At 45.3% G+C, this 19,102-nt stretch carries 14 protein-coding genes; 8 read left to right on the top strand and 6 right to left on the bottom strand.

Annotated features, from left to right (window positions below; genetic code table 11):
- Positions 1-76 precede the first annotated feature (76 nt).
- The 3 genes from ACFOEK_RS04050 to ACFOEK_RS04040 are packed head-to-tail and all read right to left on the bottom strand — an operon-like array spanning position 77 to position 2,726.
- Positions 77-733 carry a hypothetical protein gene (locus tag ACFOEK_RS04050; RefSeq protein ID WP_386716527.1) on the bottom strand — a complete coding sequence of 219 codons (657 nt, stop codon included), beginning with the start codon at positions 731-733 and terminating at the stop codon, positions 77-79.
- A 42-nt stretch (positions 734-775) separates the two neighbouring features.
- Positions 776-1,201: a DNA polymerase III subunit chi gene (locus ACFOEK_RS04045; RefSeq protein ID WP_386716524.1), complete on the bottom strand. Its 426-nt coding sequence runs from the start codon at positions 1,199-1,201 to the stop codon at positions 776-778.
- A gap of 58 nt (positions 1,202-1,259) precedes the next feature.
- Positions 1,260-2,726 carry a leucyl aminopeptidase gene (locus tag ACFOEK_RS04040; protein ID WP_386716521.1) on the bottom strand — a complete coding sequence of 489 codons (1,467 nt, stop codon included), beginning with the start codon at positions 2,724-2,726 and terminating at the stop codon, positions 1,260-1,262.
- A gap of 237 nt (positions 2,727-2,963) precedes the next feature.
- On the opposite strand from ACFOEK_RS04040, the gene lptF reads away from it, so the two are divergent.
- A complete protein-coding gene (gene lptF / locus ACFOEK_RS04035; protein ID WP_386716518.1) occupies positions 2,964-4,085 on the top strand; it encodes an LPS export ABC transporter permease LptF in 1,122 nt (373 codons plus the stop codon).
- The gene (gene lptG, locus ACFOEK_RS04030; protein WP_386718542.1) at positions 4,085-5,167 is read left to right on the top strand and encodes an LPS export ABC transporter permease LptG; all 1,083 of its coding nucleotides are present in this window, start codon (positions 4,085-4,087) and stop codon (positions 5,165-5,167) included. The genes lptF and lptG overlap by 1 nt, the downstream gene beginning before the upstream one ends.
- A gap of 21 nt (positions 5,168-5,188) precedes the next feature.
- Here lptG and ACFOEK_RS04025 read toward each other — a convergent pair whose 3' ends face one another.
- Entirely contained in the window at positions 5,189-5,644 is a 456-nt protein-coding gene (locus ACFOEK_RS04025; RefSeq protein ID WP_386716515.1) for an RDD family protein, read from the bottom strand.
- 180 nt (positions 5,645-5,824) lie between these two features.
- Here ACFOEK_RS04025 and ACFOEK_RS04020 point away from each other — a divergent pair, with 180 nt between their 5' ends.
- The 4 genes from ACFOEK_RS04020 (at position 5,825) to ACFOEK_RS04005 (ending at position 11,259) form a co-directional block, all read left to right on the top strand.
- Positions 5,825-7,060: a GGDEF domain-containing protein gene (locus ACFOEK_RS04020; RefSeq protein WP_386716512.1), complete on the top strand. Its 1,236-nt coding sequence runs from the start codon at positions 5,825-5,827 to the stop codon at positions 7,058-7,060.
- Positions 7,061-7,171: 111 nt separating this feature from the next.
- The gene (locus ACFOEK_RS04015) at positions 7,172-8,797 is read left to right on the top strand and encodes a methyl-accepting chemotaxis protein (protein ID WP_386716509.1); all 1,626 of its coding nucleotides are present in this window, start codon (positions 7,172-7,174) and stop codon (positions 8,795-8,797) included.
- 186 nt (positions 8,798-8,983) lie between these two features.
- Positions 8,984-10,165, top strand: coding sequence for an acetyl-CoA C-acetyltransferase (locus tag ACFOEK_RS04010; RefSeq protein ID WP_386716506.1), 1,182 nt, complete (start codon positions 8,984-8,986; stop codon positions 10,163-10,165).
- A 212-nt stretch (positions 10,166-10,377) separates the two neighbouring features.
- The gene (locus ACFOEK_RS04005) at positions 10,378-11,259 is read left to right on the top strand and encodes a nitrate- and nitrite sensing domain-containing protein (RefSeq protein WP_386716504.1); all 882 of its coding nucleotides are present in this window, start codon (positions 10,378-10,380) and stop codon (positions 11,257-11,259) included.
- A 72-nt stretch (positions 11,260-11,331) separates the two neighbouring features.
- On the opposite strand, the gene ACFOEK_RS04000 is transcribed toward ACFOEK_RS04005, so the two are convergent.
- Complete coding sequence (locus ACFOEK_RS04000) at positions 11,332-14,163, bottom strand: sensor domain-containing protein (protein WP_386716501.1); 2,832 nt, start codon at positions 14,161-14,163, stop codon at positions 11,332-11,334.
- Between the two features lie 287 nt (positions 14,164-14,450).
- Entirely contained in the window at positions 14,451-16,583 is a 2,133-nt protein-coding gene (locus tag ACFOEK_RS03995; protein WP_386716498.1) for a GAF and HD-GYP domain-containing protein, read from the bottom strand.
- Positions 16,584-16,872: 289 nt separating this feature from the next.
- Between ACFOEK_RS03995 and ACFOEK_RS03990 the strand changes: the two genes are divergently transcribed.
- Together ACFOEK_RS03990 and ACFOEK_RS03985 are read left to right on the top strand one after the other, a co-directional pair.
- Positions 16,873-18,303, top strand: coding sequence for a DUF3422 family protein (locus ACFOEK_RS03990; RefSeq protein ID WP_386716495.1), 1,431 nt, complete (start codon positions 16,873-16,875; stop codon positions 18,301-18,303).
- A 187-nt stretch (positions 18,304-18,490) separates the two neighbouring features.
- Positions 18,491-19,084 (top strand): cache domain-containing protein, encoded by a 594-nt coding sequence (locus ACFOEK_RS03985; RefSeq protein WP_386716492.1) that lies wholly within the window; start codon positions 18,491-18,493, stop codon positions 19,082-19,084.
- The last annotated feature ends 18 nt before the right edge of the window (positions 19,085-19,102 follow it).

Raw genomic sequence — 19,102 nt, 5'->3', positions numbered from 1 at the left:
TGGTGAAATGTGGCTCAGAGGTCAGTTTTTTCAGCTTGCCGGTGTCGCATTTGATTGTCAGACCATTGAATGGGTCTTATTGTGGTGAATTTTTTTCTGACTCGTTCTTATAAAAGGCTAAAAGAGCATCGCGCATGGCTTCTTCCAATACTGGGCGATAGTCTTCGATGACCTGATTTATGATGACCTCAATTTCCATTTCTGAAGGGGGGGCGGGTTGCTTCGTATCCGTCTGCGAGGGTGCTTCTTTTTTTGAAACTTCAGAGGTAGGCGGGATTTCTCGTTTAGTTGAACGGGAATATTTAAACAGATCGAATTGATCCAATTCGTTTTTTGAAATCCCTTGCTGAGCGGCCTTCATGACTTCCGCAGCAAAGTTTTTCATGGTTTGTCGTTCTTCTTTCAGTCTGTTGATGGCCTCATAGGGAATAAAGGGGTTACTTTTAATCGTGTTATTTTCTGCTGCCTCGGATGTAGATTGCTTCTCGGAAGCGTTGGTAGCAAGGTTTGAGTTTGTAGGACGGTTTGCTGTGGCGCTTGAAGGTGATGAACTCTTTTTCTCTGATTTATCTTGAGGGACGACATCCGAAAGCAAAGGAATCTCATCTAAATTGTCTGAGGATTCCTGATTTGAAGTACTTGGGGTGCTATCAATTGAGGTATCACCGAGTAAATCTTTGATGTTCTCAAGGTCGCCAAGCAGATCTTTTTTGCCTTTACCGGAGGTGCTCATCGTATGGCCTTGTACTGTCTTAAGTCAGTATTCGTTCTGTGTTTAGCGTTTTCTTAGGTCGTGGTTGTGGAGTGGGTAACCACGTTCCTTGTAAAACTTGTAATGCTCTCGACTGATTGCTCTTTGTTCCGGGTGTTGCGAAGCAATCTGGGTTACTCGCTGGAAGCGGGTAAACTCTAATGGTACTTCGTCTGATAGGTTTATCAATACTTCATAGTCACTGCCCAAGTCATCCCAAACGATTCGGATTGGCGCTTCTTCAGAGTCGCTTTGTTTTGCGTGAGGTAGAAAACTCTCTGGTTTATAACTCCAAAGTAAATCATCCAGAGTTTGAGCTTCGTCTTCGGTGTTCACCTTGATCGTGATTTTATGGTCATGTTGATAAGCCTTCTCTGCCAAACGACAGGTAAAGCTATAGATATGCTCAAGCTGATCTTGAGGGATGATGTAAAAGTCAATGCGGGTCATAGTGATCTTAATATCCCTAGCCCTGAAAGAGGGCTAGGGTAGATGGCAAAAAAGAGGATTAGATGTTGTTAAGCAAGTAGTTCACAAGCAGAGGAACTGGACGACCTGTGCTGCCTTTTTTCTTGCCACCACTTGTCCATGCTGTTCCGGCGATGTCTAGGTGTGCCCACTTGTATTTCTTAGTGAAACGGGAAAGGAAACACGCTGCCGTGATACTACCACCCCAACGACTACCAATGTTGGCCATGTCGGCGAAGTTCGAATCCAATTCTTCCTGATACTCTTCCCATAGCGGCATTGGCCATACGCGATCCCAGCTGGATACACCAGAATTAACAATCGCTAAGCTAAGTGATTCATCGTTAGAGTAAACAGCGGATGGATGATGACCTAGCGCTACAACACAAGCGCCAGTCAATGTGGCTATGTCGATCACGGATTTTGGATTGAATTTCTCAACGAACGTTAAGGCGTCACAAAGAACCAAACGACCTTCCGCATCTGTATTAAGAATTTCAACAGTTGTTCCTGACATAGTCGTTACGATGTCGCCAGGTTTTGTTGCTTTGCCGCTTGGCATATTTTCAGCAGCAGCGACAACACCAATGATGTTTGCTTGAGGCTGGATTTCGATGATGGCTTGCATGGCACCAAAGACACTGCCAGCACCACACATATCCCACTTCATTTCGTCCATGCCAGCGCCAGGTTTTAGGCTGATGCCACCCGTATCAAAGGTGATGCCTTTACCAACCAGAACGTTTGGCTGTTCGTCACCTGCGCCTTTGTATTCCATTACGATCAGTTTGGCTGGCTCTTCACTGCCACGACTGACAGAAAGCAGAGAACCCATGCCCAGCTCAGACATTTCTTTTTCATCTAGAACAGTGACGCTTAACTTGTCACAGCTTTTTGCCAATTCGAATGCTTTGTCTGCTAAGTAAGTTGGCGTACAGACGTTGCCAGGTAGGTTGCCCAAAGTTTTGGTAAGCGCCATGCCTTTCGCAGTGGCTTGTGCTTTGATGATTGCTGCGTCATCGGCACCTTCTGCCTGAATGCTTACACTTTCAAGTTTTGATGTCGGTGCTTTTTCGCTCTTAAGTTCATCAAATACATAGGCGGCGGATTCAATGGCCAACACCAATTGCTCAACTTTCCAGTTGTTATCGCGGTTATTAACGTCCGCTTCGGCAATGAAAAGTGCGGCTGAATCAGTTGCCGTTGATTTAATGGCTTCTGCTGTGGCATTGGCCGCTGCAATGAAACTTGATTCGGTTAGGGCGTCTTTACCAAGGCCAATTAGAATAAGGCGTTTACCTGCAAAGCCTGCTGGGCTAAATAAGGTGTATTTCTCGCCTTTTTGGCCTTTGAAGTCTTCGGAGGCGATGATCTCACTGATCAGGCCTTGTGTTTGTTCATCTGCTTTTTTTGCTGAACCTGTCAGTTCATTTTCTTGTTGAATACCAATAACTAGGCAGTTTGATGAGCTGGATAGAATATCTCCGCTGTCCAGTACAAAATTCATTAGATGCTCCGCAAGACTTTATAGAAATAATGGTGGATAATTGCCCGTTTCGTGATATCAGGTTTCGGAACCTGAGGGCTGATTTGTTGTACTAACTAATTTGTTGTTCTACCAACTAATGAGTCATTCTAACATCAGCTCGTTAAGACAATTGATTCTCAATTTTATTAATTGAATTAGTGTATCCCTCAAATGTCAGGACTTCCAGTGTCAATATTGAAGGGTTAAGGGTCAGCTTTGATTATTTTCAAATATCTCGCACGCCAAGTATTGGTAAATATGATGGCGATCATCAGTATTCTTTTGATGATTATCGTGAGTGCGCGTTTAGTTAAGTATTTCCGTTATATTGCCGAGGGCACACTAGCTCCCGAGTTTCTTTTACTCTTTATAGGTTATCGGATTCCTGGGTTCCTTGAACTTATTGTTCCTTTGGCATTTTTCCTCAGCTTGTTGTTGGCTTATGGCCGAATGTATCTTGATTCAGAAATGGCCGTACTCTCTTCATGTGGCATGAGTCGACAGCATTTATTGAGGTACACATTGGGTGTTTCCGTTGTGGCCTTTGCGATGGTGGCGAGTATGACATTGGGGTTAACCGCCTGGGGCGAGCGTGAAGTCCAAAACATTAAGGACAAGCAGAAGTCTATGCATGTGCTGGATTTTATTTCTGAACGTTCGTTCAGTGTGATTAAGAAGTCGGGCGTGGTGGTGTATGCGGGAGACATGACAGACGATAAGTCCAAGATGTTCAATATTTTTGCCAGCCGTTCTGTTCCTGGGCAAGAGGACATGCGAGATGTGATCATGGCTGAAAGTGGTCATCAAGTAACCGGTCAGGACGGGGAACGTTTACTGGTATTGCAAAATGGTCAGCGAGTGATGTTAGTGCCAGGGCAACTAGAAGCCGATGTTGTGGATTTTGAAGAGTTACATGTTCGCTTACCTAGATCCGTTGTAGTTCAACGAAAAGATATCGAAGGCATGAATGTCCCAGAGCTTTGGGGGCATGATGATTCGGAAGCCAGAGCCTTCTTGCACTGGCGTTTGGCCCTGCCGTTTATGTTGCCAGTATTGGCACTTTTGGCAGTGCCACTGAGCGAGATTAATCCGCGGGACGGTCAGGTGAAGCGGTTTGTGCCTGCAATCATTATCATTCTTGCCTATGCCGGGCTAATGATCTGGTCTCGTGACAATATCGAGAAGGAAAAAATTCATCCGATTGTAATGTGGTCTGTGCACTTATTCTTTATCGCCATTGCCGCCTTTTTGAATCGACAACTGTGGAAAGATAAGAAAATCATGGCCGGATCAGGCCCATCTTCCTCCGTTGATGCATCAAAAGGAGGCGTGGCGTGATGAACATTCCAGGCATGAACACGGTTGAGAAATACATTGCTAAAGTCGTGTTTACCTCATTTGCGGCATTAGCCTTGATTATCCTCGGGCTGGATCTGTTGTTTTCTTTCTTATCTGAACTGGATGACACCCGAAATCAGTATCAGATGTTGGATGCCTTCCTTTTTATGTTAATGACGATACCGCGTCGTCTTTATGAATATCTGCCTTTGTTGGCGATGATTGGCGCTTTGGTGGGGATTGGTCGTCTTGCGAATAACAGTGAGTTGGTGATTCTCAGAGCGGCAGGTATGTCTACCTACCGTATCGTCTATGCGGTCATGAAAGCGGCGTTTTTGCTGATGTTGGTGGGCTTCTTGTTAGGACAGTTAGTGGTGCCAGCTACTGAATCTTACGCACAAACCAGTAAAGCGGTAAAAATGGCCAATGGCGATGCGCAACTGATTCGTAAGGGCAAAGGTTTTTGGCATAAGGAAAGCACTGAGTTTGTTCATTTTGCGGTGGTTGAACCGTCAGGACGTTTGCACGGTGTCACTCGATATCAGTTTGATGATCAACAGCGATTACGTTCTCTGGAATACTCAAAACTTGCTGAATACAAAGATGAACAGTGGGTGTTATACGATACGATGCGTACAGAGTTTGTTGAGGATAAAACGCAGGTAAAACAGTTTGCCGAGCAGACTTGGGATGTGTCTTTGCAACCCGCTTTATTGTCAGTCATTGTGCTTAAGCCGGATTATCTGGCGATGACGGATTTGTATTCCTTGTCGAGCTATTTGGATGTGCAAGGGCTGGATGCAGGGCCATTCAAGTTATCTTTCTGGCGTAAGCTGTATCAACCCTTAGCCATTGGTGCTTTAGTACTGATTGGGATTTCATTCGTGTTTGGCCCGTTACGTTCCGTGGCGATGGGAACACGATTGTTCTACGGCATTATTACCGGATTAACCTTCAAGTATCTTCAGGATTTTATGGGGCCAGCGGCATCGGTGTTCGGGATTGAGCCTTGGTTGGCGGCTCTGATGCCCATTGCGCTGTGTGCTTTGATTGGGTTTGTGATGATACGTCGAGCTGGTTGATGACCAGCTCTGATTCAAAAATTATTTTTCTGGCTTAGGAAGCACGACAGTACGAGTACCTGAAATTTTCTCGTGCCAAGTTACCTTGTCTTTATCGAAGAATAACCAGGCATAGCCAAGTCCCAAACATGCGGCTGAGAGTATTGCTGCTAAAAAGCGAACCAAGGATTGTTGAAGGGTAATAGGACGACCATCGAGTGTCTCCACTCTTAAACGCCAGGCTTTCATTCCCGCCGTCTGTCCACCATACGTCCAAAAAATAGCAAAAAAACCAAAGATCACAAGAAAGATCAGACTTTGAAATGCTGGACCTTCGACTGCTTCCATTCCATTGATTCCCGTCACAATTGCGAGAACAAAAAAGAGTAGGCCCAGTACGACTAATAGGTCATAGACCATGGCAATTAAACGGCGCATGATTCCGGCACTTGGGTCGATGGCTTGAATTGGATACGGTTGAGATAAATTTGGTTGCATAATTTTCATTGACCATTGAAACGGGCGAAGGGCATTCTAATAGATTGTGGAAAAGCTTCCTAGACCTGCTCATTGCTATTTGTATTGTCGTGAGATTGATCTGTAATGAGAAATTGTAGGGGGCCAATGTCAGAAGGTTTGTCCCATTCAGGGAAGTTAAAGAGTTAAATAGGATTATTTGTGACCCGTCAGTTAAAACCCTACCTTCCTGGTTTATTGTTGTTGTGTGTGGCTCAGTGGTTGGCGGAGACCCAGACGGCCTTACTTACCGACTGGTTTGAGTTTCTTAAGTGGTCTGGGTACGGGCTGCTGATGATTACCCTTGGTATGTCCGTCCATTTCAATCGACCTTTTTACGCCCATACGACAATTCTTTTAGGTATTCAGTACTATCTTATTCAAACCTATCTTCAGGCTCCGTCAACCGAGTTGGATGTTCAAGCACAGTATGTGTGGTTGGCGTTGTGGTTTCCGATCAGTTTAATAATTGTCGCGTTAATGCCTTCGCGGCCGGTTGTGCATCTTAGTCAGGCTCTGACAGTTGGGCTGTATCTTGCGCTACTAGCATGGCCTTGGTTGGATATTGAATCCTATTCGGATTGGTATTACGGCATCTTGATTGAAGGCGGGTTGAAAGAGCAGTTACTGCAGTTGTGGCCTGTGTCCTGGTCGGTGTCTTCTGTGGCTATTTGGATAGGGTATGTATTGTCGTTGAGTGCTGCGATTGCTTTAGCTCATTGGTTAAAGCTTCCGAAAGTACTGCCTGTGTTGGTGGTTGCTGGTTTTGTACTGAACCTTAGATTTCATCTGCCTTATGAATCTACTTTAATGCTGTTGGCGGCTGTACTGTCTTTACTTATTTATTTAATGCAGCAGTCTTGGCAATTGGTGTACTTGGATGAACTCACTGGTTTACCTGGTCGTCGAGCTTTGAATGAAACCATGCAGGGGCTAGGTCGTAAGTACACCATTGCGATGATGGATGTGGACCATTTCAAGAAATTCAACGATACCTACGGTCATGATATTGGGGATCAGGTGTTGAAAATGGTGGCTGCCCGCATCAATGAAGTGACAGGGGGCGGTAAGCCTTTCCGCTATGGTGGTGAAGAGTTCACTATTGTATTTTCTGGAAAGAGTGTTGAACAAACCTTAGCGCATCTTGAAGCGGTGCGAACTGCCATAGAAAACTATCAAATGACAATCCGTCGACAAGATCGTCCGAAAGATCACGACGAAGGAAAAAAACAACGTAAAAAGCAATCGTCAGATGACACGGAACAGGTCTCGGTGACCATCAGTATCGGGGTTGCACAGCGTACGTCAGAAGATAAAGATCCTAATGTTGTCCTCAAAAGCGCCGATAAGGCCTTGTACAGAGCAAAAGAATCAGGAAGAAACTGTGTGTGCCAGTGATTCATCTTTATTAAAGATCACTTAGGCGCCATCAGGTATGCAAGGAATCTAGCAAACATCACGCTCTGGTCTAAAGTAATACTTATAGTTTGATGTTTGAGGATTCTCTCTATGTCCATTCTGTCTGGCAGCTTGTCTGCCCGTCTCATTGCCGTGACTTTTCTTGGTACTGTCGTTTCACTCATTGTTGCCCTTTGGGGTATGTCCAATATTAATAGCTCAGTGGATGGCTATCGTCACCTTGTGAATGTATCTGTCGATTCAGAACGTACCATTGGTGCGATGAATTACGCTTTCAAAGTACAAGTTCAGGAATGGAAGAACGTCCTGATTCGCGGGCATGATGCGAAGCAACGGGATAAATACTGGGGACGTTTCCAAAAGAAAAAAGATGAAATCCGTGCTCTGTCTACCTATTTGAAAAAGATTGTTGAGAATAAGGAAGCCTTGAAGCTGGTGAATGAATTTTCCAAAGCCTATGAAGAGGCGATTCCTAAATATGAAGCCGGTTTCAGAGCCTTTGAACAAGCGAATTATAACCACACCGCAGGGGATAAAGCGGTTTCAGGGATAGATCGCGCGCCAGCAAAATTACTTGTAGAAGCCCAAGAATTAATCTCTAAGTTGGTAGCAGAGGAAAGTGCTCATAATGATGAAACGGCTGCCTCAGCCTTCGTTATTTCCATTGCCATTCTCATTGCCGCTTCTGTCATCATTCTAGCCATGTTGATTTTTGGCTTTAATCGCGGATTGATTAAACCTACCAAAGATCTGGAATCTTACTTTTCTGCACTGGCAGAAGGCGATTTGACGGTCAATTGTAGTATTCAAAGTAAAGATGAAATTGGCAGATTGGCCTCATCTGCAAGAACGCTTCAAAACTATCTGCTTGATGTTGCAGCTTCAATGAAAAATTCGGTAATGAGCGTAGATAAGGCGTTTTCTGAGGTTAAAGAAGCCTCGAGACAGGTCTCTCAAGCGGCGGCTGAGCAGAGCAGTTGTTCCGAAACGGTAGCTGCTGCGGTTAATGAAATGGCAACGGCTTCACAAGAGATTTCCAATAATGCGACAGCGGCGGCGGAAGCGGTTGATGATGCAAAAGAGATTTCAGATACCGGTACTCGAACCATGAGGAATACAGTGGCGGGCATCAATCAATTAGCGGAAGAGATTGGTAATGCTGCGGACGTTGTACAGAAGCTGGAAGAAGAGTCTCAAAACATTGGTACTGTCTTAAATGTGATTCAAGGGATTGCCGAACAGACCAACTTATTGGCGTTGAATGCGGCCATTGAAGCGGCGCGTGCTGGCGAACAAGGTCGGGGCTTTGCAGTGGTTGCGGATGAAGTACGAACCTTGGCTCAGAAAACGCAAGATTCGACCACTGAAATTCAGGACATTATTGTCAGTATTCAGAAAGGCGCCCAAGCCGCAGTAGCCGCAATGAGCAGTGGTTCTGAACGAACAGGAACCTCAGTGTCTCAAGTCAATGAAGCGGGATCTGCGCTTGAAAAGATCAATGAGCAAGTCACTCGTATTCATGATATGAATATCCAAATTGCGGCGGCGTCTGAAGAACAAACTCAAGTGATTGATGAAATCTCCAGCAATGTTCGAGAGATCGCTGACTTGTCTGTGAGAACCAGTGAATTTGCCACTCAGGGTGAAGATTCACTGCAATGTCTGGACGATGTTAAACAAGAGCAAATCAGTTTGGCGAATCGACTCAGAACCTAGGGACTTATTCAGTGGTTCCCTAGTTTTTAAAAGAACGGGCTCTTTGTTGTCGAAAAAGGCTCTTTATAAATGCCTGCATTCCCTTAGAATGTGGGCATTTTTTATGGATCGGTGTTAAGAACAGGCTTCTTAAGTCCAGATTACTGACAAGTCGTTGAGTGAACGGCTCATACTAGGAGATCAGAGATGAAAGATGTAGTGATTGTATCTGCTGTGCGTACAGCGATAGGTTCATTTGGTGGCGGGTTATCAAGCTTGTCGGCTGTGAAATTGGGTGAAACGGTTATCTCTGCGGCTCTTGAAAAAGCGGGTGTTGCTGGTGATCAGGTGGATGAAGTGATCATGGGGCAGGTGCTAACGGCGGGTTGTGGTCAGAACCCTGCACGTCAATCGTCTATTAATGCAGGCTTGCCGAATACAACGCCAGCACTAACGATCAACAAAGTGTGTGGCTCGGGTCTTAAAGCAGTTCACATGGCGATTCAGGCGATCCGTTGTGGTGATGCCGATGTAGTCGTAGCTGGTGGGCAAGAAAGCATGAGCCAAGCGCCGCACGTATTGCCTAATTCTCGCAATGGTCAGCGCATGGGGAATTGGAACATGGTGGATACCATGATTAACGATGGTCTTTGGGATGCGTTTAACGACTATCACATGGGCATTACCGCTGAAAATCTGGCGGAAAAATACGAGATTAGCCGTGAAGCGCAAGATGAGTTTGCTGCAGCGTCTCAACAAAAAGCGTGTGCGGCGATGGAAGCGGGCAAGTTTGTTGACGAAATTGTGCCTGTCACCATTCCGCAGCGTAAAGGTGACCCTATTGTTGTGGATAAAGACGAATGTCCACGCGCTGGAACGACGGCTGAGAAATTAGCAGGTATGCGTCCAGCATTTAAGAAAGACGGTACGGTGACCGCAGCGAATGCTTCTTCTTTGAACGACGGTGCTGCCGCAGTGCTTGTAATGAGCAAAGAAAAAGCGGATGAACTGGGTCTTGAGCCATTGGCTGTGATTCGTGGTTATGCCAATGCGGGTGTGAATCCTGAAATCATGGGCATTGGTCCGGTGACAGCGACGCAATCTTGCTTGGAGAAAGCCGGTTGGACCGTTGATGATTTAGATGTGATTGAAGCCAATGAAGCCTTTGCGGTTCAGTCTTTGTCTGTTGGCAAAGAATTAGGTTGGGATGCTGAGCGTGTTAACGTCAATGGTGGTGCCATTGCTCTAGGCCATCCGATTGGTGCGTCTGGTTGTCGTGTGTTGGTCACTTTACTGCACGAAATGAAGCGCCGTGGTCAGGCCAAAGGACTTGCGACCTTGTGTATCGGTGGTGGTATGGGCGTGTCTTTGGCGGTAGAAACGCTTTAGCTTCGACCGAGGAAGCAATACATTAATCATTGGTTCAGTGATTAATAGCAGCTTGTAAAAACGCCCCAAAACTAAGTCTAAATGATTAGTTTTGGGGCGTTTTTTTAGCGAAAAATAGTGAGGGATGAATAAAAGTATAAAAATATCAATAGGTTGTAGTTTGGCATGAATCTCGGATAGTGAGAGAGACTCTGTTTAATAGTGGGGCTCTTATGTTTACGACCAACGATATCGTTTTGTTCCTTTTTGCCACGTGCGGCGTCTGTAGCAGTTTTATATTGCTGCTGTATTTTTTAACGTCACGTTCCAAATATCACTTTCAACGAAAAGCTCTCAAACAATATGAGTTGGTGCTTAATCTCATTCGTTCTATCCAGCAACACAGAGGGCTAAGTCTGGGCATTATTTCAGGCGAATCTTCTTTGCAGGAAAAACTCTTCAACGTCCAGCGTGATATTTCTTACTTGGTTGAAAGTTTGAATTTGGTACTCAGTGGTAAGGTGACCGAGCGTTGGGAAAGTTTTTTTGACCACTGGCAGAGGCTGCGTGGTAATTCAGTCAATGTTGAAGCGGAAGACAGCTTTCAGCAACATAACCACATGATCAATAACTTGCTGTATTTGGCTGAAAATATCTGCAATAACTCGGATTTAGGGCACAGCATAGATCATGGCAAAGATCAGTTGCTATGGCGTCAGTTGCTGGTGTTATCTGAGTGTATTGGGCAGTCGCGTGCACTTGGGGCGTCTGCGTTGGCACGAGGTCATGCAAGCTACTTGGAGTTCATTCGCTTTCAGCTGCTTAGCGATAAAATCCATGATCGTCTACACAGTATGGATCAGTCATTCTCTTTGGAAAAAATGCGAGAATTGGAAAAAGCCATTGATCCGGTCAAAGATGCACTTGGCCAGTTTATGTCGAACCTTGAACTCTACCCCTATTCAAGTCAGGAGTACTTTTCCATTGCGACGCTTTCGTTGGAGCATGTGACTCAGGTGTTGGATGAGGAGTTAGTCATTATGAAGAAAAGGCTACGTGTCTTTAACCGAAAACCGATCCGTGCAGAACTAGGAAAGCGCCCGGCCATGCAGTAATCAGTAATTCATTTTTCTGTTGATAAGTGCGTTGTGATTTGGAGGTTTATTGAGGTCAATATTCAGAGCCCATTAAGAGCTGTGTGAGTAGGAATCAAAAAACTTCTGGGCATCCTTGCTACTGAGCGGGCGGGAAATATGGTAACCCTGAGCTTCATCGCAGTCGTGTTCTTTAAGGAACGTGCATTGATCTTGCGTCTCTACGCCTTCGGCGATGACTTTCAGACCCATTTGGTGAGCTAAGGCTATGGTTGAGGTTGCGATTGCGGCCCCGCCATCGTCGGTAAGAATGTCATCTACAAAGCTTTTGTCAATTTTAAGTTTGTCGATGGAGAAGCGTTTCAAATAACTTAAGGAGGAATAGCCGGTTCCAAAATCGTCAATCGCGAGATGTATGCCAAGGGCTTTGAGCTCTTTAAGTGTTTCGATGGTGATATCAATGTTCTCGATGGCAATACTTTCTGTGATCTCGAGCTCCAAATTGTCGGGCGGAAGGTTATAGGTTTTTAGGGCTTCTTTTACCTGAGCCACGATGTTGGAACGGTGGAATTGTTTGGCTGAAAGGTTTACTGCAATCTTGCCAAAGTCATAGCCTATATCCAGCCACTCTCTGGCTTGACGGCAGGATTCCATCAGCACCCATTCTCCCAGTTCCATAATCATGCCGCTTTCTTCTGCCAGTGGAATGAAGTCGCCAGGTGAAATCATCCCTTTCTCCGGGTGATGCCATCGCACCAGACTCTCTAAACCAATAATGGCGTTGTTTTCCAATGAGATTTGAGGTTGATAGTGAAGCAGGAATTCCTTTTCTTCGATGGCTTTGTGCATGTCATTTTCAAGCACTAACAACTCAACGGCGCGGTGATTGATTTCCTTGGTATAAAACTGAAAATTATTTTTGCCCTGATCTTTAACTCGATACATTGCGGCATCGGCGCATCTCAATAGCTCATCCACATGCTTGCCATCCTCAGGGTACATGGCGATACCAATACTGGCAGAGCTGTGGAGGTTATGATTTTCAACCTGGATGGGCAGTGAAATAGCGGTTTGCAGTTTTTGGGTGACGGTCACAACGTCTTGAGTATCGTGAATACCTTCCAGTAAGACGACAAACTCATCGCCGCCGAGGCGAGCGAAAGTATCGGATTCACGAATGGCTAAGCTTGCACGGCTGGCGATGCTCTTCAGAAAACGATCACCAATATCATGGCCTAAGCTGTCATTAATCACCTTAAAGCGATCCAGGTCGAGCAACAAAACGGCGACTTTATGGTTCTCTCGCTTTGCTCGCATTATCGCGTGTGTCACACGGTCATTGTATAAAAGCCTATTGGGCAAGCCGGTGAGGGCATCGTGGTGCGCGAGGTATTTTAAATGAGATTCATGTTCAATGAGTTTGTCTTGAGTCACTTTAGTTTCAGTGATGTCTTGGACAGCGCCTACGATAGTACGAGAGCCTTCATCAACTTTGATGTGTCCCTGAACTCTCAAAAATTGTGGTGTGTCTGAGTGCGTGGTTTGTAAGGTGATATCCAATGGTTCTTCGGTTTCATAGGTGATTTCCACCGATTTTCTGAACAACAGTTTCTGTTCATCAATAAAAAGTGAGCTGAGGTCAGTGAGGTGAGTTCGGTCGGAGTGAAATCCTAAAATAGCGACGGCTTCTTGAGTGAGATAGATGCTCTGATCTTCAAGCATTTCCCAGCCGCCGACTTTGGCTAATTTTCCCGTCTCATTGAGCAGTTGACGGCTGTGTTCCAGCTTCTCAAGGGTTTCTTTCTGACGACTGATATCCCGGATCAGTAGCCAAAATGCGATAGGTTGTCCGTGTTCATTGAGGTGCAGGCATTGTCGAACATTGACCGGAAACACTTCCGTATCGTTACGAATCAGTTCTTTTTCATATTCCTGGCAATGCAGTGCGTTTTTAAGTTGGCTTTCACGAATGCGTCTATCAATGGTGTGCCAATGTTTCGGTGTGATGTTTTCTGAAGTACTTTCGACCACATCTTCCCAGCGTTTACCGAGCATGTGGCAGTAGGTTTCGTTAGCATCAATACAGTTTCCTTCCAGATCGTAATAGGCAATGCCATCAACATTGGTTTCAAATAATGTGCGGTAACGCTTTTCGGATTCTTTTAAGGCTCCTTCTACCAGCATTTGATCTGTGATGTTGTATTGAATCCCTATGTAGTGAGTGACATCACCATGACCATCGAATACGGGGGAGATGGTCAATTCATTCCAAAACATTTCACCGTTTTTTTTATAATTGCGCAGAACGGTTTGGCATTCTTTGCCTTCAGCAATGCTCTGTCTGACGATGTCTGCACCACGTTGATCCCTATCTGTACCTTGCAGAAAGCGACAGTTCTTTCCCAGAATTTCATGGGTTTCATAGCCGCTTAATATGGTAAATGCTTGATTGCAGTAAATGACTGGCTGATCGGGCAGACGGGCATCTGAAATGATGATGCCATGATGAGCGGCCTCCAAGGCCCTCGATAATAAATAAATAAAGGAGCAATCCGTTTTAGGTTCAGGCACGCTAATGTGCAGTAAGGCCTGAGGTTCTTTGACTTCGTCGGTAACGATAGTGTTTGCATTCACCACCAGATGACATGTGGTGGTTTCAAGGACGGTATAAAACGTTTGCTCTTTAAGGTTGTTGGATAAATCTTGCTGATAGTTTTTGAGCTCAGGGATAAGCTCAAACAAAGACGCATGAACGAAGGACGATAGACACTTCTGAAGGCTTTGTTCTGAGCAGGCAATGGAAATGACAGAATAGTCCGACAGGTTGATAACTATGGAAAAATTATCCACTTGCGAATAATAGGGCAGCAGCGATTGAACCTTGTATTCCTGTACGGACGGTTCCTGTGGCACAGTTGAAGTCATCCTCATTCCAATAGCTTGCTTATTCAGAGGTTCTCTAGAACCGAATCATTCATTAAATTCACATGCCAAAGATAGACAGATTTGAACACTCCAATTTACTATAGTTGAGACTTTCTGGAGCTGTAGTTTAATTGCGGGTATACAGATGAACGCAGCAATCTCCCAATGTTGTTTGAGTAACATTCCTACAAAATATAAGGAATCGATGGGAGATTTTTTGTGTTAGCAGCAGGATCCTACTGATATAGAGGCGAATTCACTGCAATATCAACGGGATAGATGTGTCTCTAGTTGAGATATTCTTGTCCCGATTCAATATCCTTCTGTTCTGGCAATAACACCATGTCTGCGTATTTTTCCCAGACTTTTGAGCGAACAAAGAGTTCAAACAGATCCGGATCGATATGATTACTGTCTTTCATGTTTCGTAAGATTCTTAATGCCTGGCTGATTGGCATAGGGGGCTTGTATGGGCGATCACGCGCGGTCAGGGCTTCAAAAATATCAGCAATGGCCATCATACGTGCCGGTAACGACATTTGTTCTCGTGTAAGGCCTTTTGGAAAGCCTGAACCATCCATTTTTTCATGATGTCCGCCAGCAAATTCAGGAACACGACGCAGCTTTTTAGGGAAGGGCAGAGATTCCAGCATATCAATGGTGACTTGCATGTGGTTGTTAATGATCTTCCTCTCATCGACAGACAAGGTGCCTTTGGGAATACATAGATTCATGACTTCAAAATCGCTAAGCAATGGATGGGGGGTTCCGTCCAGGTCATACCATTGAATATTGGCTAACTCTTTAACCCGATCTTGATCGGCTTCTTTCATGAATTCCCCACCTTTATTGGCGCTTGTCAGGAATTCCGCAATTTCTTTGATTTCTTCATGGGACAGAGTGGTTTGGCCATTTGTGAGTGTAGGCCCTTTATCTAGGGTTCCTAAACGTGCCAGTACTAAATCAATGCCATCTTGCATGGTGTGCAGTTTGGTGGACTTCTCAAGTACCGTATCCGGCGTAGCAAGCTTGCCGCAGTCGTGCATCCAGGCTGATACTCTGAGCTCGTACCACTCATCTTCATTCAAGTTGAAATCTCTGAATACGGCATCATCTTCACACGCAGCTTGTGCAATCAACTCCATTAGCAGGGGGACTCGCTGACAATGCGCTGAAGTGTGAGGTGACTTGGCGTCAATGGCTTGAGCAATGCATTTGATAAAAGCATCCAGAAGGTTTTTGTGATCTTGGAGTAAAATCTGGTTATTCAATGCAATAGCAGCGTATGTCGACAAGCCTTTAATTAGCGGCTCTATATGTTTTGAAAACGGAATGGTCTCTTTGGTTTTGGGGTGCTTTGCATTAATCAGTTGGAGCACACCAATCACATCATTATTGTGATTCAACAGTGGCAAGGTCAGAAATGATTGGGAACGATATCCGGTCGATTCATCAAAGGCCTTGGTGCCGTCAAAGCAGAACTCGGTGCTTTCATAGGCGTCTTCAATGTTCACCATTTGCTTGGTATTAGCACAATAACTGGCAACGTTAAGAAGGTTGTCTTCGCCTTGCTCATTCTTCAACAAGATGGCATTGAAGTTACTTTGCTCGTCAGAACCTAACAGGTTCTTATTTATCTTAAGTGTTTTATTGTGAATGACCGAGAAACGTAGCTTGGGCTCGGTTTCTTCATCTTCCATCAGATAAATCGTACCGGCATCGGCCATGGTAAGCGATTGCGCTTCTTTTAAAATCTTTGGCAACAAGGTGTGAGGTGAAGAAAAGGACGACAATTCGGCCAACAATTCCCGTTGACTGTTAATTTGCAGTTGTTGATCCAGGGCGACCGCAGCGAAACGCCCTAACTCTTGAAGAATAAGTTCACTTTTTTGATCAAATGGAATGACTTTGCCTTCGGTGTCCTGAGCATTGATTAACTGAAGTACTCCCACGAGTTGACTGGCCTGATTTATGAGCGGAAGTGCTAACACGGATTCAGTATGGTACTTGGATTGCTCATCAATCTGCGTTGTGCCTTTGTGTTGATCCTCATCGTCATAGACGTCCGAGATATTGATCAGCTCTCGTGTATGTGCAGCACGAGTTGCAACGGTAGCCATGTTGGGTTCACAGTTAAAGGAATCATAAAGTGGCAATGGGGTAAATTGTACCCGGTTGCCGGAGACGCCACCTTGATAGATGTTTAATGAGGTGTTGTTAACGATGGCGAATTCCAACGCCTTGGGACGAATTGGGTTGGTGATATAAAGGGTACCACCATCGGCGTGAGTTAATTGCTGCGCTCGGGTCAGAACTTTTTCACAGAGAGCCGATACGTCTCTTTCGGCAAACAACTCATGGGCAATGTCCATCAGTGCTCGATTAGTTGTTGGGTCCAGCAATTGTTCAGTTTCGCTCATTCTTTGCTCTCTTTGGCTTAGCTCACATGTAGCTAACTTCTTATGATGAAATTAGAAGTTGGCTCTTTGTATGTCAAACCCGCCTTATCTTACTCAGAGTGTCATTTTCGGGACGCTCAAGACAATACCGCAAATACGGGCTTAAATATGTGATGAGAGATGCTGATGCCGATCAAGTGGTTTGAACAGGGTTTTGTGGTAAAGTTGCCAGCCTTTAAATAAAGGTACCGTTAGAAGTACCGGGATGTCCGAGAGATGGTTAGATCGATAATTACGACGGAACATAACTATGACTATGGTGGAAGACCTAGAGATTCAAAACAACCCGGAAACAGTGGCTTCAGAACGGGCTACAGACACGGCGGCTGGTAATGAGTCCAAGCCATTGGGGTTTGGCTTAACTTGGCATGCTGATCGCCATCAGCTCTATGACGAGCTTCATACACGACCATTTCCGGTTATTAAAACGCCGGTTCGCGTTTCTCATTTTGTTTGCTTGTACGATGAAGAGGGCAAGCTGTCTGCCCATCAACATGTATTGAACCTATGTGCTCGTTACGGCGTAAATCCGCCTGCGGATTCTGTGAACTGCTACTATCAGAACTTTGGTTCTTTTGAGGTTCGTTGGGAAGCCCATACCGAGTTTTGTACTTATACGGTGATTCGCTCCATTGAACCGGGGACGCCTTTCGAGCAATCGGCGTTGGCGACTTTACCGGCGGATTGGGTCGCTGGTGTACCAGGCGAAGTTGTCGCGGCTGTGCATATTGAAATGCTGGATGAGCCCACCGAAATCCCTTCTCTGAATGAATTACACGATTACTTCGAAGGTCATCGTTTGATTGGTTGTGTCGTGGATTCCAACCAAGCTCGATTATGGACACCCTTGCGTCCACACAGCGATGGCTTTGGACGTGTCCTGGTCTACAATCGCACCCTGAATCAGTGTCAAGCCGGGCGTTTGTTACGTCGTTTGCTGGAATTGGAAACCTACCGCTCGATGGCGTTATTAGGACTACCGAAAGCGCGTTCACTAAATCAAGATCTGACAGATCTGGAAAAAGAATTGGCGGAAGTCACGCAGGAAATTTCTGACATTCAGGGTGTGGAAGACGAAAAACGTTTGCTGGGTAAGCTGTCCAAGGTATCGGCTCAGATTGAATGGATTATTTCTTCAAACAGTTACCGTTTCTCTGCCACCAATGCTTATTACCAATTGGTGATGTCGAGGCTGAAAGAACTGCGTGAAGAGGAAGTGTCCGGCCTGTTAACCATGACTGAGTTCTTAACCCGTCGAATGACACCGGCCTTCAGAACTTGTCAGGCGACCAGTGACCGCATGGACACTATTTCGCGTCGAGTGGATCGTGCCAGTGAGTTGTTGCGTACTCGAATTGATATGGTGATTGAGCAGCAGAATCAGTATTTGCTGAAATCAATGGATCGTCGAAGCAAGCTCCAGCTGTACATGCAGCAGACGGTTGAAGGCTTGTCGGTAGCGGCAATCAGCTACTATCTATTGGCTTTGTTCGACTTGATGTTAGGTGCAAGCCATTTGGCCAGCGTCGATTTGGATCATAAGCTCATTATTGGTATTGCGGCACCGCTGGTGTTACTCACCGTGTGGTTTTCGCAGAAACGATTGAAGAAAAAGATCAACGCTGTAAACCAAAAAATGAAACAAAAGCAGAGAGTCACTGAACATCAACGCTTAGAGTAAGCCCGATGCCATAACGTTAGCCGCATGACTACGCGGTGTCTCAACTCATGAAAAAGGCTCGAGACTCAGAACTTTCTGAGACTCGGGCCTTTTTTAATTTCACGCATCGAAGAAGTATTGATGGTTGGACAAAAAATAGTCAGTGGCTAGGCTTTTAAAACACCTCATGGAAATCAAGGAGTTTGAGATGAAACTGATTTCAATGTTCCAAGTGCGTAGGGCTGTAGCACTTTTCATGCACTCTTTTGTTGTTTGTGTACTGTGGGTTGGTCAGGCCTTTGCTGAAGATGTCCCGCAATCCGTACTCGATTTAATCCCTTCTCTCAAAGACTGGGGCATGACCCCGGAATTGGTTCAAGCGGTCAAAACACAGAATGCCAAAGGCATGTCTCTCGATGAAATCAAGAGTAGGGACAATGAATGGCGTGGAGACAGTCGGGTTTCGCCTTTTATGAAAACGCTTATGGAAAACGATGCTGCGAAGAAGATGATGTCGTTAGAGAGTTCTCAACCTTATTTTTTTGAACTTTTCTTGATGGACAACCAAGGCGCAAATGTTGCGATGACCAATAAGACTTCGGACTATTGGCAGGGCGATGAAGCCAAGTTTACCGATTCATTCAAAAACGGTATGGGTGCAGTCCATGTTGGGGACGTTGAGTTCGATGACAGTGCTCAGGCGTATTTGGTTCAGATCTCAGTGCCTGTAATGGAGTCCGGCAAAGCCATCGGTGCCATGACAATTGGTATCAATTTGGATGAATTGGAAGCGATACAATAGCTCGAATTCATATGGAAG

It is taken from the genome of Litoribrevibacter euphylliae (assembly GCF_042646085.1).
In the GTDB taxonomy this organism is placed as follows: domain Bacteria; phylum Pseudomonadota; class Gammaproteobacteria; order Pseudomonadales; family Litoribrevibacteraceae; genus Litoribrevibacter; species Litoribrevibacter euphylliae.
Note: the sequence above shows the minus strand (reverse complement) of the source record. Positions and strands in the feature narration are given on the sequence as shown.